Source organism: Streptomyces sp. NPDC006529 (assembly GCF_040611795.1).
Taxonomy (GTDB): domain Bacteria; phylum Actinomycetota; class Actinomycetes; order Streptomycetales; family Streptomycetaceae; genus Streptomyces.
In genome coordinates, this window is sequence record NZ_JBEXPB010000009.1 from 12,470 (window position 1) to 29,059 (window position 16,590).

Genomic DNA, 16,590 nt, shown 5'->3' on the forward strand with positions numbered 1-16,590 from the left:
GTGGGCCCATGCCAGACGTCGAGCAGCGCGGCTCCGGGGCCCGGGCACCGGTGGTTCCGGGGCGGTTACCGCTCCTGGGCCACGCGCTGCAGCTGTGGCGGGAGCCGATCGCGTTCCTGGAGTCCTTGCGCACGCACGGCGCCATCGTGCGGATAGACATCGGCACCTGGCCCGTCCACGTGCTCACCGAACCCGACCACGTGCACGCCGTACTGGTCCAGCGCGCCCAGCAGTTCGGGCGTGGGCGGATCTTCGACCGGCTGCGGCCGATGTTCGGCAACGGCATCGTCACCACCGACGGAGAATTCCACCGCAAGCAGCGGCGGATGATGCAGCCGGCCTTCCACCGCAACCACATCGCCGACTACTCCGAGGTGATGTGCCGTCAGGCCGAGGAGATGGTCACCTCCTGGACGGCGGGCCGGGAAGTCTCCATGGTGACGGAGGCCCGGCGCTACGCCCTCTCCTCGGTCGCCGAGATGATCTTCTCGGGGGAGATGAGCCGGCCCGCCGTCGCGGAGGTGCACCGCTCGCTGCCGATCGTCCTGGAGGGCATGCTCGTCCGCGCGGTCATGCCCAAGTTCCTTGACGGAGTGCCCATTGCGTACAACCGGCGCTTCGACGCCGCCGCCGCGCGTCTGCGCCGGATCATCGACCAGGTGATCGCGCAGTACGACGGCGGGCAGGGGGACCACAAGGACCTGCTGGGCCTCCTGCTGTCCAGCGTGGACACCGAGACGGGCGAAGGGATGAGCCCCGAGCAGGTGCGGGACGAGGTGATCGCGATCATGTTCGCCGGTACCGAGACCTCGGCGACCACCCTCTCCTGGATGTTCCACGAACTCGGCCGCCACCCCGAGGTGGAGAAGCGCCTGCACGCCGAGGTCGACGCCGTGGTGGGCAACCGCCCGGTGCGCCCCGACGACCTGCCGCGCCTCACCTACACGCACAGCGTCTTCCAGGAGACACTGCGTCTGCATTCGCCCCTGCTCTTCACCCGGCGCGCGCTGGAGCCGCTGACGCTCGGCGGCGTCGCCATCCCGAAGGGGGCCGAACTCGCCTACAGCCCCCACGCGTTGCACCGCGACCCGGCGCTGTTCCGCGAGCCGGCGCGCTTCGATCCGGACCGCTGGCACGAGGACGCCGGTGAACGGCCGCGCGCCCACCGCTACCTGCCGTTCGGCGCGGGCCAGCACAAGTGCATCGGCGATTCGTTCGCCGTGGCGGAGATCCTGACGGCGGTGGCGAGCGTGGCGTCCCGGTGGCGGCTGGTCCCCGCTCCGGGGATCACCGTCCGCGAGGTCCCGGCGGGCATCCCGCAGCCCAGTGAACTCCCCATGATCCCGGCGGCGCGGCGCTGACGGCCGGTGCCGTGCCGCACCGGGCGCGAGGGCGGCCGAGAATACCCGGTTCTTCTCGTACGGGTGGCGAGATACCGCAAGAATGTGCTTAAGCAGGATGAACTCACCCCGTGCGCCGTACACTCGGGCGCACGCGCTGGAGGGGGCACGAGTGTCACATGTCACGGAACCACGAGGAGGGGCGGCCCAGCCCCTGCTCGAACGTGAATCCGAAATCCTGGCGATCCACCGCGCGGTGGACGACCTGTGCGGTGCCCCGGGCCACGGCCCGGGCCCGGCCGCCCGTCGCGGAGGCGTGCTGACCTTCGCCGGATCGGCCGGCATAGGCAAGACCACCCTGCTGGCGGAGGCCCGTCACCTGGCCGCCGAGCGCAACTGCACCGTGCTGTTCGCGCGCGGCGGCGAGCAGGAACGGCAGGTGCCGTTCCACGTGATGCGCCAGCTCATCCAGCCCACGTTCGCCGCCATGAGCGAGGACGAACGGCGCGAGGCGCTGGGCAGTTGGTACGGCATCGTCGCCCCGGCCCTCGGGCTCACCGCGGCGCCGAAGGGCCCGGCCGCGCCGGACCCGCAGGGCGTGCGGGACGGCCTGGACTGGGTAGTCACGCACCTGGCGGTCCGCAGCGCTCCCGTCGTGCTGGTCGTCGACGACGCACACTGGGCGGACGCGGAGTCACTGGCGTGGCTGACCGCCTTCACCGCCCGGGCGGAGGAGCTGGCCATGCTGATCATGGTGGCCTGCCGACCGGACGAGATCCCCGCCGACGCCCCTGCCTTACGCGCCCTCATGGGCCGCCAGGGCTCCCGTCCGCACGAGCTGGCGCCGCTGACCACGAGCGCGGTGGCACGCATCGTGCGCAACTCCCTCGGCGAGGACGCCGACGACGTCTTCTGCCGCGAGTGCTGGGCGATCACCGGCGGAAACCCCTTCGAAGTCGTCGAGTTGGCGATGAAGGGCCGCGACCGCGGGCTCAAGCCGCACCAGGACAGCATCCCGCAACTGCGCGACCTGGCCTCCGCCGTCAAGGGCAGCGGCCTCATCGACCGCCTCGAACAGCTCGGTCCCTCCACCGTCCGGCTCGCGTGGGCCGCCGCCGTCCTCGGCACCGCGGTCCCCACCGACATCGTCGCCGGTGTCGCCGCGCTCGGCGAGGCCCAGGCCGCGGAGGCGATCGCCCAGCTGCGCGACGCACGCATCCTGACCGTGCTCACCAGCGTACGGCGCAAGCAGGTGGTGGAGTTCTTCCACCCGCTCATCGCGACCGCCGTCTACCGGTCGATCCCGCCCGGTGTGCGCGTCGCCATGCACGGCATGGCCGCGACGGCGCTGGTCAACGACGGGCACGGAGCCGCGGCCGCCGCCCGGCACCTGCTGGAGATGCACCCGGACGGCGATCCCTGGGTGGTGCAGCAGCTGCGCCAGGCCGCGCGCGACAGCTTCTCCGCGGGCGCCCCCGACGCCGCTCGCCGCTACCTGGCCCGCGCCCTGCGCGAACCTCCGGAGGTCGAGGACCGGGCCGAGGTGCTCTTCGAACTCGGCTCCGCGAACCTGCTGCACGACCCCGGGACCACGATCAACCAGCTGCGCGCCGCGCTGGAGGAGCCCAGGACCGAACAGGCCCTGCGCGAGGCGATCACCTACCGACTCGCGCAGGCGCTCGGCCACACCGGTCAGCTGGCCGAGGCCTCCGCGCTCCTCGCGGATGAGGCCCGGCAGGCCACCAGCTCGCGCACCCGGCTGCGGATGCAGGCCGAGCAGTTCAAGTGGAACTCGGTCCGGGTCGACGAGGAGAACTCGCCCGCCCGCTCCCGGCTCCTCGCCCAGTTCGCCAAGCGGCTCACCGGCCGCGGCCTGCCCGAACGGCACATCCTGGGCCTGCGCGCCTGGGACGCCGTGCTGCGCGGCGAACCCGCCGCGACGGCGCTGTCCTACGCCGAACAGGCCCTCGACGGCGGCCTGAGCTGGACCGACCAGGACTTCGGTTTCGAGGTGCCCGCCGTCGTGGCGCTCACCCTGATGTACTGCGACCAGCCCGGCCGCGCCGAGGAACTCTTCAACACCGGCATCGTGGAGTTCGAGGCGAAGGGCTGGCGCGGCGCGCACCTGTCGTTCGTCTACACCCTGCTCGGCTACGTCCGCTACCGGCGCGGGCGGCTCGCCGAGGCCGAGGACTTCGTACGCAACGGCCTGCAGATCGCCGACCGGGTCGGCCAGGGCATCCCGGCGCAGTGGTACGCGATCGGCACCCTCATCGAAACCCTGCTGGCCCGCGGGAACACCGAGGAAGCCCAGCGGGTCGCCGACTCCTACAAGCTCGGGGACGGTTTCCCGCAGGCGGTGGTCTACCCCGACCCGCAGGCCGTGTGGGGCAAGCTCCTGCTGGCCCGGGGCCGGATCGACGAAGGCGAGCAGCACCTCCTCTCGGCGGGCAGGCGGCTCGACCTGCGCGGCGCGCGCAACCCGTCGTGGAGTCCCTGGCAGCTCGACCTGGCCCTGGGACAGATGGGCCGCAAGCCGGAGCAGGCGCGGGCCACCGCCTCCGAAGCGCTGGCGCGCGCCCGGGCGTTCGGCACGTCCAGCGCCCTCGGCCACGCGCTGCGGGTCGCCGCGGCGGTCACGGTGGATCCCGCCCGCGCGGCCACCCTGCTCCAGGAAGCGGTGGACCACCTCGAACAGTCCCCCGCCGCCTACGAACTCGCGTACGCGCTGATCGAGCACGGCACGGCCCTGCACACGATCGGCAGCCGCCACCACGCGGCCCAGCAGCTCTACCGCGGCATGGAGACCGCCGCCGCGTGCGGGGCCGAGGGGCTCGCGGGCCGCGCCCGAACCCAGCTCGCTTCGGCCGGACTGCGGCCGCGCCGGCTGCACACCTTCGAGCGGGACAGCCTGACGGTGGCGGAGCACGAGGCCGCGCGGCACGCCGCGCTGGGCCTCGACAACACGGCGATCGCCGCGGAGCTCAAGACGGACGCGCAGTCGGTCTCGGAGCTGCTCTCCGCGGCCTTCACGAAACTGGGCACCGACCGGCTCGGCCTGAACCGGGCGCTGGGCGACTGACGGCGGCCGGTCCGGACGGGCCGCGTAGTGCGCGACGGGTCACCAGGTGCGGTCGTCCAGGGGCTGGAGCAGGGGGCGGTCGCGGGGGCCGATCGGGGCGTGCAGGGTGGTGCGGCCGGTGAGGTAGCGGTCGGCGGCGGCCGCCGCGGAGCGGCCCTCGGCGATCGCCCACACGACCAGGGACTGGCCGCGTCCGGCGTCGCCGGCCACGAACACCCCGTCCGGGGAGCGGCCCGGGGCGCCGAGCGCCGCGAAGTCCGCGGTCCGCGCGAAGCCGCCCCGCTCGTCGCGGACCAGGCCCAGTTGCGCGCCCAGCGGGCAGGCGCGGTCGGGACCCGAGAACCCGAGGGCCAGCAGCACCAGGTCCGCATCGATCACCCGCTCGGTGCCGGGGACCGGACGGCGCCCGGCGGGTTCCACCGCGGTCAGGCGCAGGGCCCGTACCCTTCCCGCCGGGTCGCCCTCGAAGTGCAGGGTCGCGCTGGAGAACGCCCGCGGGTCGGCGCCGTCGCGGCCGCGCGCCTCCTCGTGGGCGTGGGAGATCCGGTAGACCTTCGGGTACAGGGGCCAGGGGTGGGCGTGGGGCCGGGTGGGGCCCGGCTCCGGGTTGATGTCGAGCTGGACCACCGAGCGGGCCCCCTGGCGCAGCGCGGTGCCCAGGCAGTCGGAGCCGGTGTCCCCGCCGCCGACGATCACCACGTGGCGCCCCTCGGCGCTCACCTCGGGCGCCGCGAGGTCGCCCTCGGCGACGCGGTTGGCGCCGGTGAGGTAGTCCATGGCCTGGTGGACGCCCCGTAGTCCGCGGCCCGGAACGGGCAGTTCCCGGCGCTCCGTCGCGCCGACCGCGACGATCACCGCGTCGTGGGTCTCCCGGATGCGGGCCGCGTCGGTGCCGCCGCCGATGTCCGCGCCCGTACGGAAGACGGTCCCCTCATCGCGCATCTGCCGGACGCGGCGGTCCAGGTGCGCCTTCTCCATCTTGAACGCCGGTATGCCGTAGCGCAGCAGTCCGCCGATCCGGTCGGCCCGCTCGAAGACGACGACGGTGTGCCCGGCGCGGGTCAGCTGCTGGGCGGCGGCGAGCCCGGCGGGGCCCGAGCCGATGACGGCGACGGCCTTGCCGCTGAGCCTGTCCGGCGGGACGGGCGCGGTGTATCCGTGCGCCCAGGCCTGGTCGGCGATGGTCTCCTCGACGTTCTTGATGGTCACCGGGTCGGCGTTGATCGCGAGGACGCAGGCCTCCTCGCAGGGCGCCGGACAGAGGCGGCCGGTGAACTCGGGGAAGTTGTTCGTCGCGTGCAGCCGGTCGGAGGCGGCCCGCCAGTCGCCGTGGGCGGCGTACGCGTTCCAGTCCGGGATGAGGTTCCCCAGCGGGCAGCCCGCGTGGCAGAAGGGGATGCCGCAGTCCATGCAGCGGTTCGCCTGCTCGGAGACCAGGGGGAGGCAGGCCTGACCGGCGTGGACCTCGCGCCAGTCGCCGAGCCGCTCGTCGGCGGGGCGCGCGGGCACGGAGCGCCGGGGCGTCCTAAGGAAGCCGAACGGGTCGGTCATGCGCCGCCTCCATGGTTCCGCCTCCCTGACGGGCACGGGTACGGCGGTCCGACCAGGTTACGCCCGGTTCGTCCTGCGGTCCCGGCGGAGAAAGCGGTCCGCTGGACCCTCACACCCGACGTGACACCAGTCACTTCCTGTGACGTGTGGGACATGGCTTCCGGGACCGGGGGCAGGCGGGCCCCACCGCAATCACCGCGGGCAGGCCGCGGTGCGAACTCCGGAGGTACAGCGCGTCGTGTCCGAGCAGCAGAGCATCCATACCGCCGGAAGGTGGCGCCCGTCCTCGACGGGCGCCACGCGCGAGATCCTCGACCCGGCCGACGCCACCGTCCTGGCGGTGGTCGCGGAGGGCACGGCCGCCGACGCGGACGCGGCCGTCGGCGCCGCGCGCGCCGCCTTCGACGGCGGGGAGTGGCCGGGCACCCCGGTGGCCGAGCGCGCCGCGCTGCTCCGGCGCACGGCCGACCTGCTCCAGCGCGACCGCGAGCGGATCGCGCTCCTGGAGAGCCGGGACGCGGGCAAGACCCTCGAAGAGGGCCGGGTGGACGTGGACTGCGTCAGCGACGCCTTCCGGTACTTCGCGGACCTCGTCATCGGCGAGGGCGGCGGCCGGGTCGTGGACGCCGGGTCCCCCGAGATCCACAGCGTGGTCGTCCACGAGCCGGTGGGCGTGTGCGCCCTGATCACCCCCTGGAACTATCCGCTGCTCCAGGCGAGCTGGAAGGTGGCCCCGGCGCTGGCCGCGGGCAACACCTTCGTCATCAAGCCGAGCGAACTGACCCCGCTGAGCACCGTGGCCCTGATCGAGCTGCTGGTGGAAGCCGGGCTGCCGGCCGGCGTCGCCAATCTGGTGACCGGCGCCGGGGATCCTGTCGGTGCGCGGCTCGCCGCCCACCCGGATGTCGACCTCGTCTCCTTCACGGGCGGTCTCGGCAGCGGTACGAAGGTCGCGCACGCGGCGGCCGACACGGTGAAGAAGGTCGCCCTCGAACTCGGCGGAAAGAACCCCAACGTCGTCTTCGCCGACGCCTGCGCCACCGCGGCGGGCTTCGACACCGCCGTGGACCAGGCGCTCAACGCCGCCTTCATGCACAGCGGCCAGGTCTGTTCGGCCGGCTCGCGGCTGATCATCGAGGCTTCGGTGCGCGACCGGTTCGTCAGCGAACTGGCCCGCCGCGCCGAGAAGATCCGGCTCGGCCGCGGCACCGAACCGGGCGTCGAGTGCGGCCCGCTGGTCTCCGCCGCGCAGCGGGAGCGCACGGAGTCGTACGTCGCCTCCGCCCTCGCCGCGGGCGCCGTGCTGCGCGCGGGCGGCGAACGCCCCGGGGGGCCCGGTTACTTCTACCGCCCGACGGTCCTGGACCGCTGCGACCGCACGATGCGCGTGGTGCGCGAGGAGGTCTTCGGGCCGGTGCTGACGGTGGAGACGTTCCTCACCGAGGACGAGGCGGTGGCCCTGGCCAACGACACCGAGTACGGGCTCGCGGGCGCCGTGTGGACGGCCGACCAGGGGCGTGCCCGTCGCGTGGCGGGCCGGCTGCGCCACGGCACGGTCTGGATCAACGACTTCCACCCCTACCTGCCGCAGGCCGAGTGGGGCGGCTTCGGGAAGTCCGGGATCGGCCGTGAACTCGGCCCGTCGGGGCTGGCCGAATACCGCGAGACCAAGCACGTCTACCAGAACCTCGCGCCCCGTCCCGTCCGCTGGTTCGCCGGCTGAGAGGAACCCACTCCATGACGACCACCCCCCACGACCCGAGCAAGCAGCCCCTGGACCCCGAACTCCCCCGGGACGTACGGGAGTACGACTACGTGATCGTCGGCGGCGGCACCGCGGGCTCCGTGATCGCCTCCCGCCTGACCGAGGACCCGGACGTCACCGTCGCCGTCATCGAGGGCGGCCCGAGCGACGTCGACCGCCCCGAAGTGCTGACGCTGCGCCGCTGGATGGGCCTCCTCGGCGGCGAACTCGACTACGACTACCCCACCACCGAGCAGCCGCGCGGCAATTCGCACATCCGGCACAGCCGCGCCCGCGTGCTCGGCGGCTGCTCCTCGCACAACACGCTGATCGCCTTCAAGCCGCTGCCGTCGGACTGGGACGAATGGTCGGACGCCGGAGCCGACGGCTGGCACGCCGCCGCCATGGACCCGTACTTCGACCGGCTCCTGAACCACATCGTCCCGGTCGCCGAGGCCGACCGCAACGCCATCGCGCGCGACTTCGTGAGCGCCGCGGAGCAGGCGCTGGGCGTCCCCCGCGTCGAGGGCTTCAACGCCAAGCCGTTCCACGAGGGCGTCGGGTTCTTCGACCTGGCCTACCACCCGGAGACCAACCAGCGCTCCTCCGCCTCGGTCGCCTACCTCCACCCGGTCATGGACGACCGGCCCAACCTGACGCTGCTGCTGGAGACCTGGGCGCACCGGCTGGAGCTGGACGGCAAGCGTGCGCGCGGGGTGCACGTGCGCACGGCGGACGGCGCGGACGCGCTGGTCCGCGCCCGCCGCGAGGTGGTCGTGTGCGCGGGCGCGGTCGACACCCCGCGGCTGCTGCTGCATTCGGGGATCGGCCCGCGCGAGGACCTCGCGGCGCTCGGCATACCCGCCGTGCACGATCTGCCCGGTGTCGGCGAGAACCTGCTCGACCACCCGGAGTCGGTGATCGTGTGGGAGACGGACGGTCCGATCCCGGAGAACTCGGCGATGGACAGCGACGCCGGACTGTTCGTGCGCCGCGACCCCCGGTCCGCGGGGCCGGACCTGATGTTCCACTTCTACCAGATCCCCTTCACCGACAATCCGGAGCGGATCGGCTACGAACGGCCCGCCCACGGCGTGTCGTTGACCCCGAACATCCCCAAGCCGCGCAGCCGCGGCCGCCTCTACCTCACCAGCGCCGACCCCGGGGTGAAGCCCGCCCTCGACTTCCGGTACTTCACCGATGCCGAGGACTACGACGCGCGCACCCTGGTCGACGGGATCCGGCTCGCCCGCGAGATCGCCGCGGCGCAGCCGCTGGCCGGCTGGCTGAAGCGCGAGGTGTGTCCCGGTCCCGAGGTCACCGGTGACGAGGAGCTGAGCGCGTACGCCCGCTCCGTCGCGCACACGGTCTACCACCCGGCGGGCACCTGCCGGATGGGCGCGGCGGACGACGCCGGGGCCGTGGTGGGACCGGACCTGAAGGTGCGGGGCCTGGACGGCATCCGGATCGCGGACGCCTCGGTGTTCCCGACGATGCCCGCGGTCAACCCGATGATCGGAGTGCTCATGGTCGGGGAGAAAGCCGCCGATCTGCTGGGAGGCGACGCACGATGAACACCACCACCGCTACTGCGACCACCACCGCGCCGCCCGTCTTCGCCGTCCGGGACCTCTGGAAGGTGTTCGGTCCCCGGGCCCGGGCCGCCAAGGTGCCCGGCTCGGCGGACGCCGCGCTGTCCGCGGCCGATCTGCGCGAGCGCACCGGCTGCACCGCCGCCGTCCGGGGCGTGAGCTTCGACGTCCGCAAGGGCGAGTCCTTCGTGGTGATGGGCCTGTCGGGTTCGGGCAAGTCCACGCTCGTGCGCTGCCTCACCCGGCTGATCGAGCCCACCGCCGGTTCCCTCGCCATCGACGGCGAGGACGTCCTCGCGATGGACCGCGCCCGGCTGCGCGAACTGCGCCGCCACCGCGCCGCCATGGTCTTCCAGCACTTCGGCCTGCTGCCCCACCGGTCGGTGCTCGACAACATCGCCTACGGCCTGGAGATCCAGGGGATGGGCCGGACCGAACGGCGCGCCAGGGCGGCCGAGATGACCGCCAAGGTCGGTCTCGACGGCCTGGAGGAACGCCGGCCCGGCCAGCTCTCCGGCGGTCAGCAGCAGCGCGTCGGTCTCGCCCGCGCCCTCGCCGCCGATCCCGAAGTCCTCCTCTTCGACGAGCCGTTCAGCGCCCTCGATCCGCTGATCCGGCGGGAGATGCAGGAGGAGGTGGCCCGGCTGCACCACGAGGAGGGCCGCACCATGGTCTTCATCACGCACGACCTGAACGAGGCGCTGCGCCTCGGCGACCGGATCGCCCTGATGCGCGACGGCCGCATCGTGCAGCTCGGCACCCCGGAGGAGATCGTCGGCTCCCCCGCCGACGATTACGTACGGGACTTCGTCCGCGACGTGCCGCGCGAGCAGGTGCTCACCGTGCGCAGCGCCATGCGCCCGGCGACGTCGGCCGAGGCGGAACACGGCGTGTCCCTGGCCCCGGCGACCACCGTCGCCCGCGCCATCGAGGCGGTCGCGCGCAGCGGCGCCCCGGCCCGGGTCGTCGACGCGGGCCGCTGCCTGGGCGTGGTCGACGACGCCGCGCTGCTCGCGGTCGTCGCCGGGATACCCGGTGCGGCGACCGGGGAGGCGGCCGCGTGAGGGACCGCACCGCGCGCCCGCGCAGCAGTACCGTTTCGTCCACGGCCGCTCCCACGGCCTCTCCGACCCCTTCGCCGGCCGTGTCCTGGACGGCCGGGGCGCGGGGGTGGCGGCGATGACCTCCGCGACCACGCCCGTACGCGATCCCGCGCCGCCGGGGTCCGGCTCCGCCCGCGATCCGCGCCCGCCCGCCGCGCCCTCCTCGGCCGCCGCCGCTTCCGGTGCTCGCGCCGGAGCACACGGCCGCCGTTCCGCCTCGCCCGGACTCCTCCGCGTCGGCCGCAGGGTCCTGCCCCTCGCCGTGGCCGCGGCCGTACTCGGCACGCTGGGCGTGCTGTACCCGGGAGCGGGAGGCTGGCCCGGCGCCCTGGGCGTCGACCTGTCGGGACCGCTCGACCGGGCCGGTGCCTGGATCATCGACCACCGGGACAGCCACCCGCTGTTCCTCTACTTCTTCGGGCACGTCAGCAATGCCGTCGTGGTGTCCGTGCGCGCCGTGTACACGGTGCTGCTCGCCGCCGGATGGACAGGCGTCACCGCGCTCGCCGGGCTCGTCGCCTGGCGCCTGGCCGGGGTTCGGCTCTCGCTGACGTCGATGGCCGCCTTCGTCGTGTGCGGCCTGCTGGGCATGTGGGTGCCGACGATGCAGACCCTGGCCCTGATGGCCGTGGCCGTCGCCGCCTCCGTCGTCGTGGGCGGCCTGCTCGGCCTCGCCGCCGGGCTGTCACCGCGCACCGAGCGCGTCCTGCGGCCCGTGCTCGACACCATGCAGATCCTGCCCGCCTTCGCGTACCTGCTGCCGATGGTGCTGGTCTTCGGCATCGGGGTGCCCGCCGCCGTGCTGGCCACCGTGGTCTACGCCGCCCCGCCCATGGCCCGCCTCACCGCCCTCGGACTGCGCGAGGCCGACGCCGGGGTCCTGGAGGCGGCGGCCTCGCTCGGCGCGACGGGGCGTCAGCGGCTGCTGACCGCCCGGCTGCCGCTGGCCCGCACGCGGATCCTGCTCGGCGTCAACCAGGCCATCATGACGGGCCTGTCCATGGCCGTCATCGCCTCGGTGATCGGCGCGGGCGGCCTCGGCGACCGGGTCTACCAGGCCCTGGCCTCCGTCGACGTCGGCGCGGCCCTCGCCGCGGGCATCCCGATCGTGCTGCTCGCCGTCGTCCTGGACCGCACGGCCGACGCGGCGGGCACCCGGCTCGGCGCGGCGCCGTCGCCTACCGCCGAACGGCACTTCCTGCGCCGCGTGTTCGCGGGCTGGTACGGGCGGCTGCTCTGCCTCCTGGCCGCGGTCGCCGTGGCGGTCCTGGGCCGGATGCTGGGCACCGCGCAGTGGCCGGCTTCCTGGACGGTGTCCCTGGCGGATCCCGTCAACCGGGCCGTCGCCTGGATGACCGGCCACCTCTATTCGGGGGTCCCCTTCGTCGGCGGCACCGCCGACTGGGCCGCCGGCTTCACCGGGCTGCTCCTGGACCCGCTGCGCAGCGGCCTCCAGGCGGCTCCGTGGTGGCTGCTCCTGCTGGTCGTCGCCGCCGTCGGCGTGGTGGTCGGCACCTGGCGCAGCGCCCTGACCGCCGTCCTCGCCCTGGCCGCCATCGGCGTGCTCGGCGTGTGGGATCCCGCGCTGGACACCCTCTCGCAGGTGCTCGCCGCGGTCGCGGTGACGCTCGTCCTGGGCTTCGCGGTCTCCGTCGGCGCGGCCCGCAGCGCGCGCGCCGAGCGGCTGCTGCGCCCCGTGCTCGACATCTGCCAGACCATGCCGCAGTTCGTGTACCTCATCCCGGTCGTCGCCCTGTTCGGGGTGGGCCGCGCCCCGGCGGCCGCCGCCGCGGTCGTCTACGCGCTGCCCGCCGTCGTCCGCATCACCACGCAGGGGCTGCGCGGCGTCGAGCCCGCGGCCCTGGAGTCCGCGCGCTCGCTGGGGGCCACCGGGTCCCAGCAGCTGCGCCAGGTCCAACTGCCGCTCGCGCGGCCCGCTCTGCTGCTGGCCGTGAACCAGGCCGTCGTCCTGGTCCTCGCCGTCGTCATCATCGGCGGCCTGGTCGGCGGGGGCGCCCTCGGGTACGACGTGGTCCTCGGCCTCGCCCAGGGCGACCTGGCCACCGGCCTCGTGGCGGGCGCGGCGATCGTCTGCCTCGGCATCGTGCTCGACCGCCTCACCCAGCCCGCGAAGGAGGCCCGGGATGCCTGAGCCGCGCCCGTCCCGCCGTACGACCGTCGCCGCGCTCGCCGCCGCGACCGCCCTCGCCCTGGTCACCGGATGCGGCGCCGCGGACATGACCCGGCAGTCGTCCCCGTACGCCGCCGCCCGCGGCGCGAAGACCGTCACGCTCTCGGTCCAGTCCTGGGTCGGCGCACAGGCCGACACGGCCGTGGCCGGCTACCTGCTCGAACACGAACTGGGCTACCGGGTGGACACCGTCCAGGTGGACGAGGTGCCCGCCTGGGACGCCCTCAGCCAGGGCCGGGTCGACGCGATCCTGGAGGACTGGGGCCACCCCGAGCAGCAGAAGCGCTACGTCGAGGAGAAGAAGACCATCGTCGACGGCGGCGAACTCGGGGTCACCGGCCACATCGGCTGGTTCGTCCCGACGTACTTCGCCGAGGAGCACCCGGACGTCACCGACTGGAAGAACCTCGGCAGGTACACCGACCGGCTCCGCACCGCGGAGAGCCGCGGCAAGGGGCAGCTGCTGGACGGCTCCCCCTCGTACGTCACGAACGACAAGGCGCTGGTGAAGAACCTGAAGCTGGACCTGGAGGTGGTCTTCGCCGGCTCCGAGGCGGCGCAGATCACCCAGATCAAGCAGTTCGCGAAGGAGAAGAAGCCCTTCCTGACGTACTGGTACCAGCCGCAGTGGCTCTTCGAACGGGTGCCGATGACCGAGGTCAGGCTGCCCGAGTACACCGAGGGCTGCGACGCCGACCCGGAGAAGGTGGCCTGCGCCTACCCGCACACGCCGCTGCGCAAGTACCTGAACGCGCGCTTCGCCGACGAGGGCGGGCGGGCCGCCGCCTTCTTGAAGAAGTTCCACTGGACCGTCGAGGCGCAGAACGAGGTCGCCCTGATGATCGCCGAGGACAAGCTGACGCCGCGGCAGGCGGCGCAGAAGTGGGTGGAGCGCCACGAGGACCTCTGGCGGCCCTGGGTCGGCTGATCCGGGGCGCCCGGTCCCGCCCGTCTCCGGTCTCCCCTCACGGTCGGGAGGCGGGCGGTCCGGGGCGCCAAGTGACCCGTGCGTACTGCACACCGCATCGGTGACAGCCGTGACTGTCGCGGCACCCGGCTCGGATGACACGGTGTTCCAGCCGGGTCACCGACCGGGCACCGACCGAGGGAGTACGGGTGAACAAGGGGTACGCCGCCTTCTGCGACGCAGACCGCTGGTTCTACGACGCGCCGTACCGGCGCGCCGAGGAGAACTACGCGGCCGCGCTCGCTCCCGTACCCGAAGGATGGCGCTCCCACCGCAGCGGCGACTGGTACGCCCTGCGTCCCGTCGGCTGCGAACTGCCCTCCCAGGGCTGGAAGATCCACGTGTCGGCCTGCCTGGACAACGCGGAATCGGTCCTGGAGCGCGTGTACGCCTACTGCCTGGCCCGGCGCATCGCCTTCAAGTTCGTGCCGAGCCGCTACCTGCTGCACCTGCGCAACGCCAAGTACGCCGACCGCGCGGCCAGCGGCAAGTTCCTCACGGTGTACCCCGCCGACGAGGAGCAGTGCCGCCGGATCGCCGAGGACCTCGACGGCCTGTTGCCGGGCGAGCCCGGACCGTACATCCTGAGCGATCTACGCTGGGGCGCGGGCCCCGTCCACCTGCGCTACGGCAGCTTCACCCTGCGGCACTGCTACGACGAGCGCGGCGAGCTGGTCCCGGCCGTCGAGGACCCGTCCGGGCGCCTGGTGCCCGACGCCCGCGGGCCGGTGTTCCAGCCCCCGGAGTGGGTGGACCTGCCGCCGTTCCTGAAGCCGCACCTGGACGCGCGTTCCTCCGTCACGCTGGCCGACATCCCCTACGCCGTCGAGCGGGCCCTGCACTTCTCCAACGGCGGCGGGGTCTACGCGGCCCGGGACACCCGGACCGGCCGGCCCCTCGTGCTCAAGGAGGCCCGGCCGTACGCGGGACTCGCCGCCGACGGCGCGGACGCGGTGGCCCGGCTGCACCGGGAGCGGACGGCGCTGGAACGGCTCGCGGGGCTGGACTGCGTCCCCTCCGTCCTCGGCTCCTTCACCGTGGGCGACCACCACTTCCTGGCGCTGGAGTACCTGGAGGGCAAGCCCCTCAACACCTACTTCGCCCGCAGGCACCCGCTGATCGAGGCCGATCCCGAGCCGGCGGAACTCGCCGCCTACACGGAGTGGGCGCTGAAGATCCACGAGCGCGTGAGCGCGGCGGTGGACGCCGTGCACGCCCGCGGGGTGGTCTTCAACGACCTGCACCTCTTCAACATCATGGTCAGCGAGGACGCCTCGGGCGAACCGGCCGTCGCGCTGCTGGACTTCGAGGCCGCCGCCCACGTCGACGAGGGGCTGCGGCAGACGGTGGCCAACCCCGCGTTCGTCGCCCCGGCGGAGCGGCGCGGCTTCGCGGTGGACCGCTACGCGCTCGCCTGTCTCCGGCTGGCCCTGTTCCTCCCGCTGACGAGCCTGTTCTCCCTGGACCGGGCGAAGGCGGCGCACCTGGCCGACATCGCCGCGGAGCAGTTCCCCGTACCGCGCCGGTTCCTGGACGAGGCCGTCGAGGAGATCCTTTCCGGGCCGGACCCGGATCCGGGCTCCGGGCCGGACTCCGGGCCCGGCCGGGAATCCGCGGCCGCTTCCCGCCGGGCGCCGAGCGGCCGGATACCGGCGCCGACGGGGCCGTACCTGCCCGTCGCGCCCGGGGACTGGCCCGCCGCCCGGGACTCGATGACCGCGGTCCTGCGCGCCTGCGCCACACCGGAGCGCGAGGACCGGCTCTTCCCCGGCGACATCGCCCAGTTCAGCAGCGAGGGCGGCGGAGTCGGCTTCGGGTACGGCGCCGCAGGCGTCCTCTACGCGTTGGCCGAGACCGGCGCCGAGCCCTGGCCGCAGGCCGAGGAATGGCTGCTGGCCAGGACGGCGCAGCCGGGCTCCGGCACCCCGCTCGGCTTCTACGACGGCCTCGCCGGCACCGCCTGGACCCTCGACCGGCTCGGCCACCGGGACCGCGCCCTCGGCCTCGCCGAACTGCTGCTGGAGCAGCCGTGGCAGGAGATCGGCCCCGACCTGCACAGTGGTCTGGCGGGCGTGGGCCTGGCCCTGGACGCGCTGGGCACGGCGACCGGCGAGGGCGCGCTGCACGCGGCGGCCGAGCGGTGCGCCGAACTGGCCTGCCGGGACGGCGCCGCCCCGCGCCGCGCCGGGCTGCTGTACGGCGGCTCCGGACCGGCCCTGCTGCTCCTGCGCCTCTACGAGCGCACCGGCGAGCGCGAACACCTCCTGCGGGCGGGCGAGTTCCTGCACCGCGACCTCGACCGGTGCGTGACCAGCGCCTTCGGCACCCTCCAGGTGGACGAGGGGTGGCGCACGATGCCCTACCTCGGCGAGGGCAGCGTGGGCATCGGGATGGTGCTGGACGACTGGCTGCGGCACGCCAGCGAACCGCGGTTCGAGCAAGCCCGGCTGGAGATCGTACGGGCCGCCCAGGCCACCTTCTACGCGCAGCCCGGGCTCTTCCGCGGCGCCGCCGGGATGGTGCTGTACCTGGCCCGGACCACCACCCCCGGACCGGGCACCCGCGCGCAGGACATCGCGCGCCAGATCGACGCCCTGGCCCGGCACGCCGTCCCCTACCAGGGCCATCTGGCCTTCCCCGGCGAGCAGTTGATGCGGCTGTCCATGGACCTGTCCACGGGCACCGCCGGAGCACTGCTCGCCCTCGGCAGCGCCGCGCCCGGCGGGCGCGCGCAGCTGCCGTTCCTCCCACCGCTGCGGCACGCCGCGGCGGTCCCAGAACCGGTCCCGCACCGCGGGGCCGTGACCCATCGGAATGATCCAGCGAAGAAGAGGAATCAGACATGACGCTTCTCGACCTGCAGTCGATGGAAACCACCAAGGAAGAGTCCACGGAGGCCACCTTCGGCGGTGGCGGTGGCGGCAGCCGCGCCAGCCTGCTGCTCTGCGGGGACAGCAGCCTGAGCATCACGACCTGTAACTAAGGTCCCTTCCGGGCCCGGGCGGTTCCACCGCCCGGGC

The 16,590-nt window shown here is 73.8% G+C and carries 10 protein-coding genes; 9 read left to right on the forward strand and 1 reads right to left on the reverse strand.

The window, feature by feature from the left end; translation table 11 throughout:
• The first annotated feature begins 8 nt into the window (after positions 1–8).
• Together ABZY31_RS09850 and ABZY31_RS09855 are read left to right on the forward strand one after the other, a co-directional pair.
• On the forward strand, positions 9–1,361 hold the full coding sequence (locus tag ABZY31_RS09850; protein ID WP_356406876.1) for a cytochrome P450: 1,353 nt from the start codon (positions 9–11) through the stop codon (positions 1,359–1,361).
• A gap of 151 nt (positions 1,362–1,512) precedes the next feature.
• Positions 1,513–4,422, forward strand: coding sequence for an AAA family ATPase (locus ABZY31_RS09855; protein WP_356406879.1), 2,910 nt, complete (start codon positions 1,513–1,515; stop codon positions 4,420–4,422).
• Positions 4,423–4,461: 39 nt separating this feature from the next.
• On the opposite strand, the gene ABZY31_RS09860 is transcribed toward ABZY31_RS09855, so the two are convergent.
• A complete protein-coding gene (locus ABZY31_RS09860; RefSeq protein WP_356406882.1) occupies positions 4,462–5,973 on the reverse strand; it encodes a glutamate synthase subunit beta in 1,512 nt (503 codons plus the stop codon).
• 238 nt (positions 5,974–6,211) lie between these two features.
• Between ABZY31_RS09860 and ABZY31_RS09865 the strand changes: the two genes are divergently transcribed.
• The 7 genes from ABZY31_RS09865 (at position 6,212) to ABZY31_RS09895 (ending at position 16,553) form a co-directional block, all read left to right on the forward strand.
• Positions 6,212–7,696, forward strand: coding sequence for an aldehyde dehydrogenase family protein (locus ABZY31_RS09865; protein WP_356406885.1), 1,485 nt, complete (start codon positions 6,212–6,214; stop codon positions 7,694–7,696).
• Between the two features lie 14 nt (positions 7,697–7,710).
• Positions 7,711–9,291: a GMC oxidoreductase gene (locus ABZY31_RS09870; RefSeq protein ID WP_356406888.1), complete on the forward strand. Its 1,581-nt coding sequence runs from the start codon at positions 7,711–7,713 to the stop codon at positions 9,289–9,291.
• Positions 9,288–10,373, forward strand: coding sequence for a glycine betaine/L-proline ABC transporter ATP-binding protein (locus tag ABZY31_RS09875; RefSeq protein WP_356406891.1), 1,086 nt, complete (start codon positions 9,288–9,290; stop codon positions 10,371–10,373). Before ABZY31_RS09870 ends, ABZY31_RS09875 begins: the two co-directional genes overlap by 4 nt.
• A 115-nt stretch (positions 10,374–10,488) precedes the next feature.
• A complete protein-coding gene (locus ABZY31_RS09880; protein ID WP_356406894.1) occupies positions 10,489–12,564 on the forward strand; it encodes an ABC transporter permease subunit in 2,076 nt (691 codons plus the stop codon).
• Positions 12,557–13,531, forward strand: coding sequence for an ABC transporter substrate-binding protein (locus ABZY31_RS09885; RefSeq protein ID WP_356406897.1), 975 nt, complete (start codon positions 12,557–12,559; stop codon positions 13,529–13,531). The genes ABZY31_RS09880 and ABZY31_RS09885 overlap by 8 nt, the downstream gene beginning before the upstream one ends.
• Before the next feature lie 188 nt (positions 13,532–13,719).
• Positions 13,720–16,416 (forward strand): class III lanthionine synthetase LanKC, encoded by a 2,697-nt coding sequence (lanKC, locus tag ABZY31_RS09890; RefSeq protein ID WP_356406900.1) that lies wholly within the window; start codon positions 13,720–13,722, stop codon positions 16,414–16,416.
• Positions 16,413–16,553, forward strand: coding sequence for a SapB/AmfS family lanthipeptide (locus tag ABZY31_RS09895; RefSeq protein ID WP_356406903.1), 141 nt, complete (start codon positions 16,413–16,415; stop codon positions 16,551–16,553). Before lanKC ends, ABZY31_RS09895 begins: the two co-directional genes overlap by 4 nt.
• Positions 16,554–16,590: the final 37 nt, after the last annotated feature.

Bases quoted from the DNA above. Each gene is read 5' to 3' on its own strand.
- ABZY31_RS09850 (WP_356406876.1), top strand. From the start codon at position 9: ATGCCAGACGTCGAGCAGCGCGGCTCCGGGGCCCGGGCACCGGTGGTT.
- ABZY31_RS09860 (WP_356406882.1), bottom strand. From the start codon at position 5,973: ATGACCGACCCGTTCGGCTTCCTTAGGACGCCCCGGCGCTCCGTGCCC.
- ABZY31_RS09870 (WP_356406888.1), top strand. From the start codon at position 7,711: ATGACGACCACCCCCCACGACCCGAGCAAGCAGCCCCTGGACCCCGAA.
- ABZY31_RS09875 (WP_356406891.1), top strand. From the start codon at position 9,288: ATGAACACCACCACCGCTACTGCGACCACCACCGCGCCGCCCGTCTTC.
- ABZY31_RS09880 (WP_356406894.1), top strand. From the start codon at position 10,489: ATGACCTCCGCGACCACGCCCGTACGCGATCCCGCGCCGCCGGGGTCC.
- ABZY31_RS09885 (WP_356406897.1), top strand. From the start codon at position 12,557: ATGCCTGAGCCGCGCCCGTCCCGCCGTACGACCGTCGCCGCGCTCGCC.
- ABZY31_RS09895 (WP_356406903.1), top strand. From the start codon at position 16,413: ATGACGCTTCTCGACCTGCAGTCGATGGAAACCACCAAGGAAGAGTCC.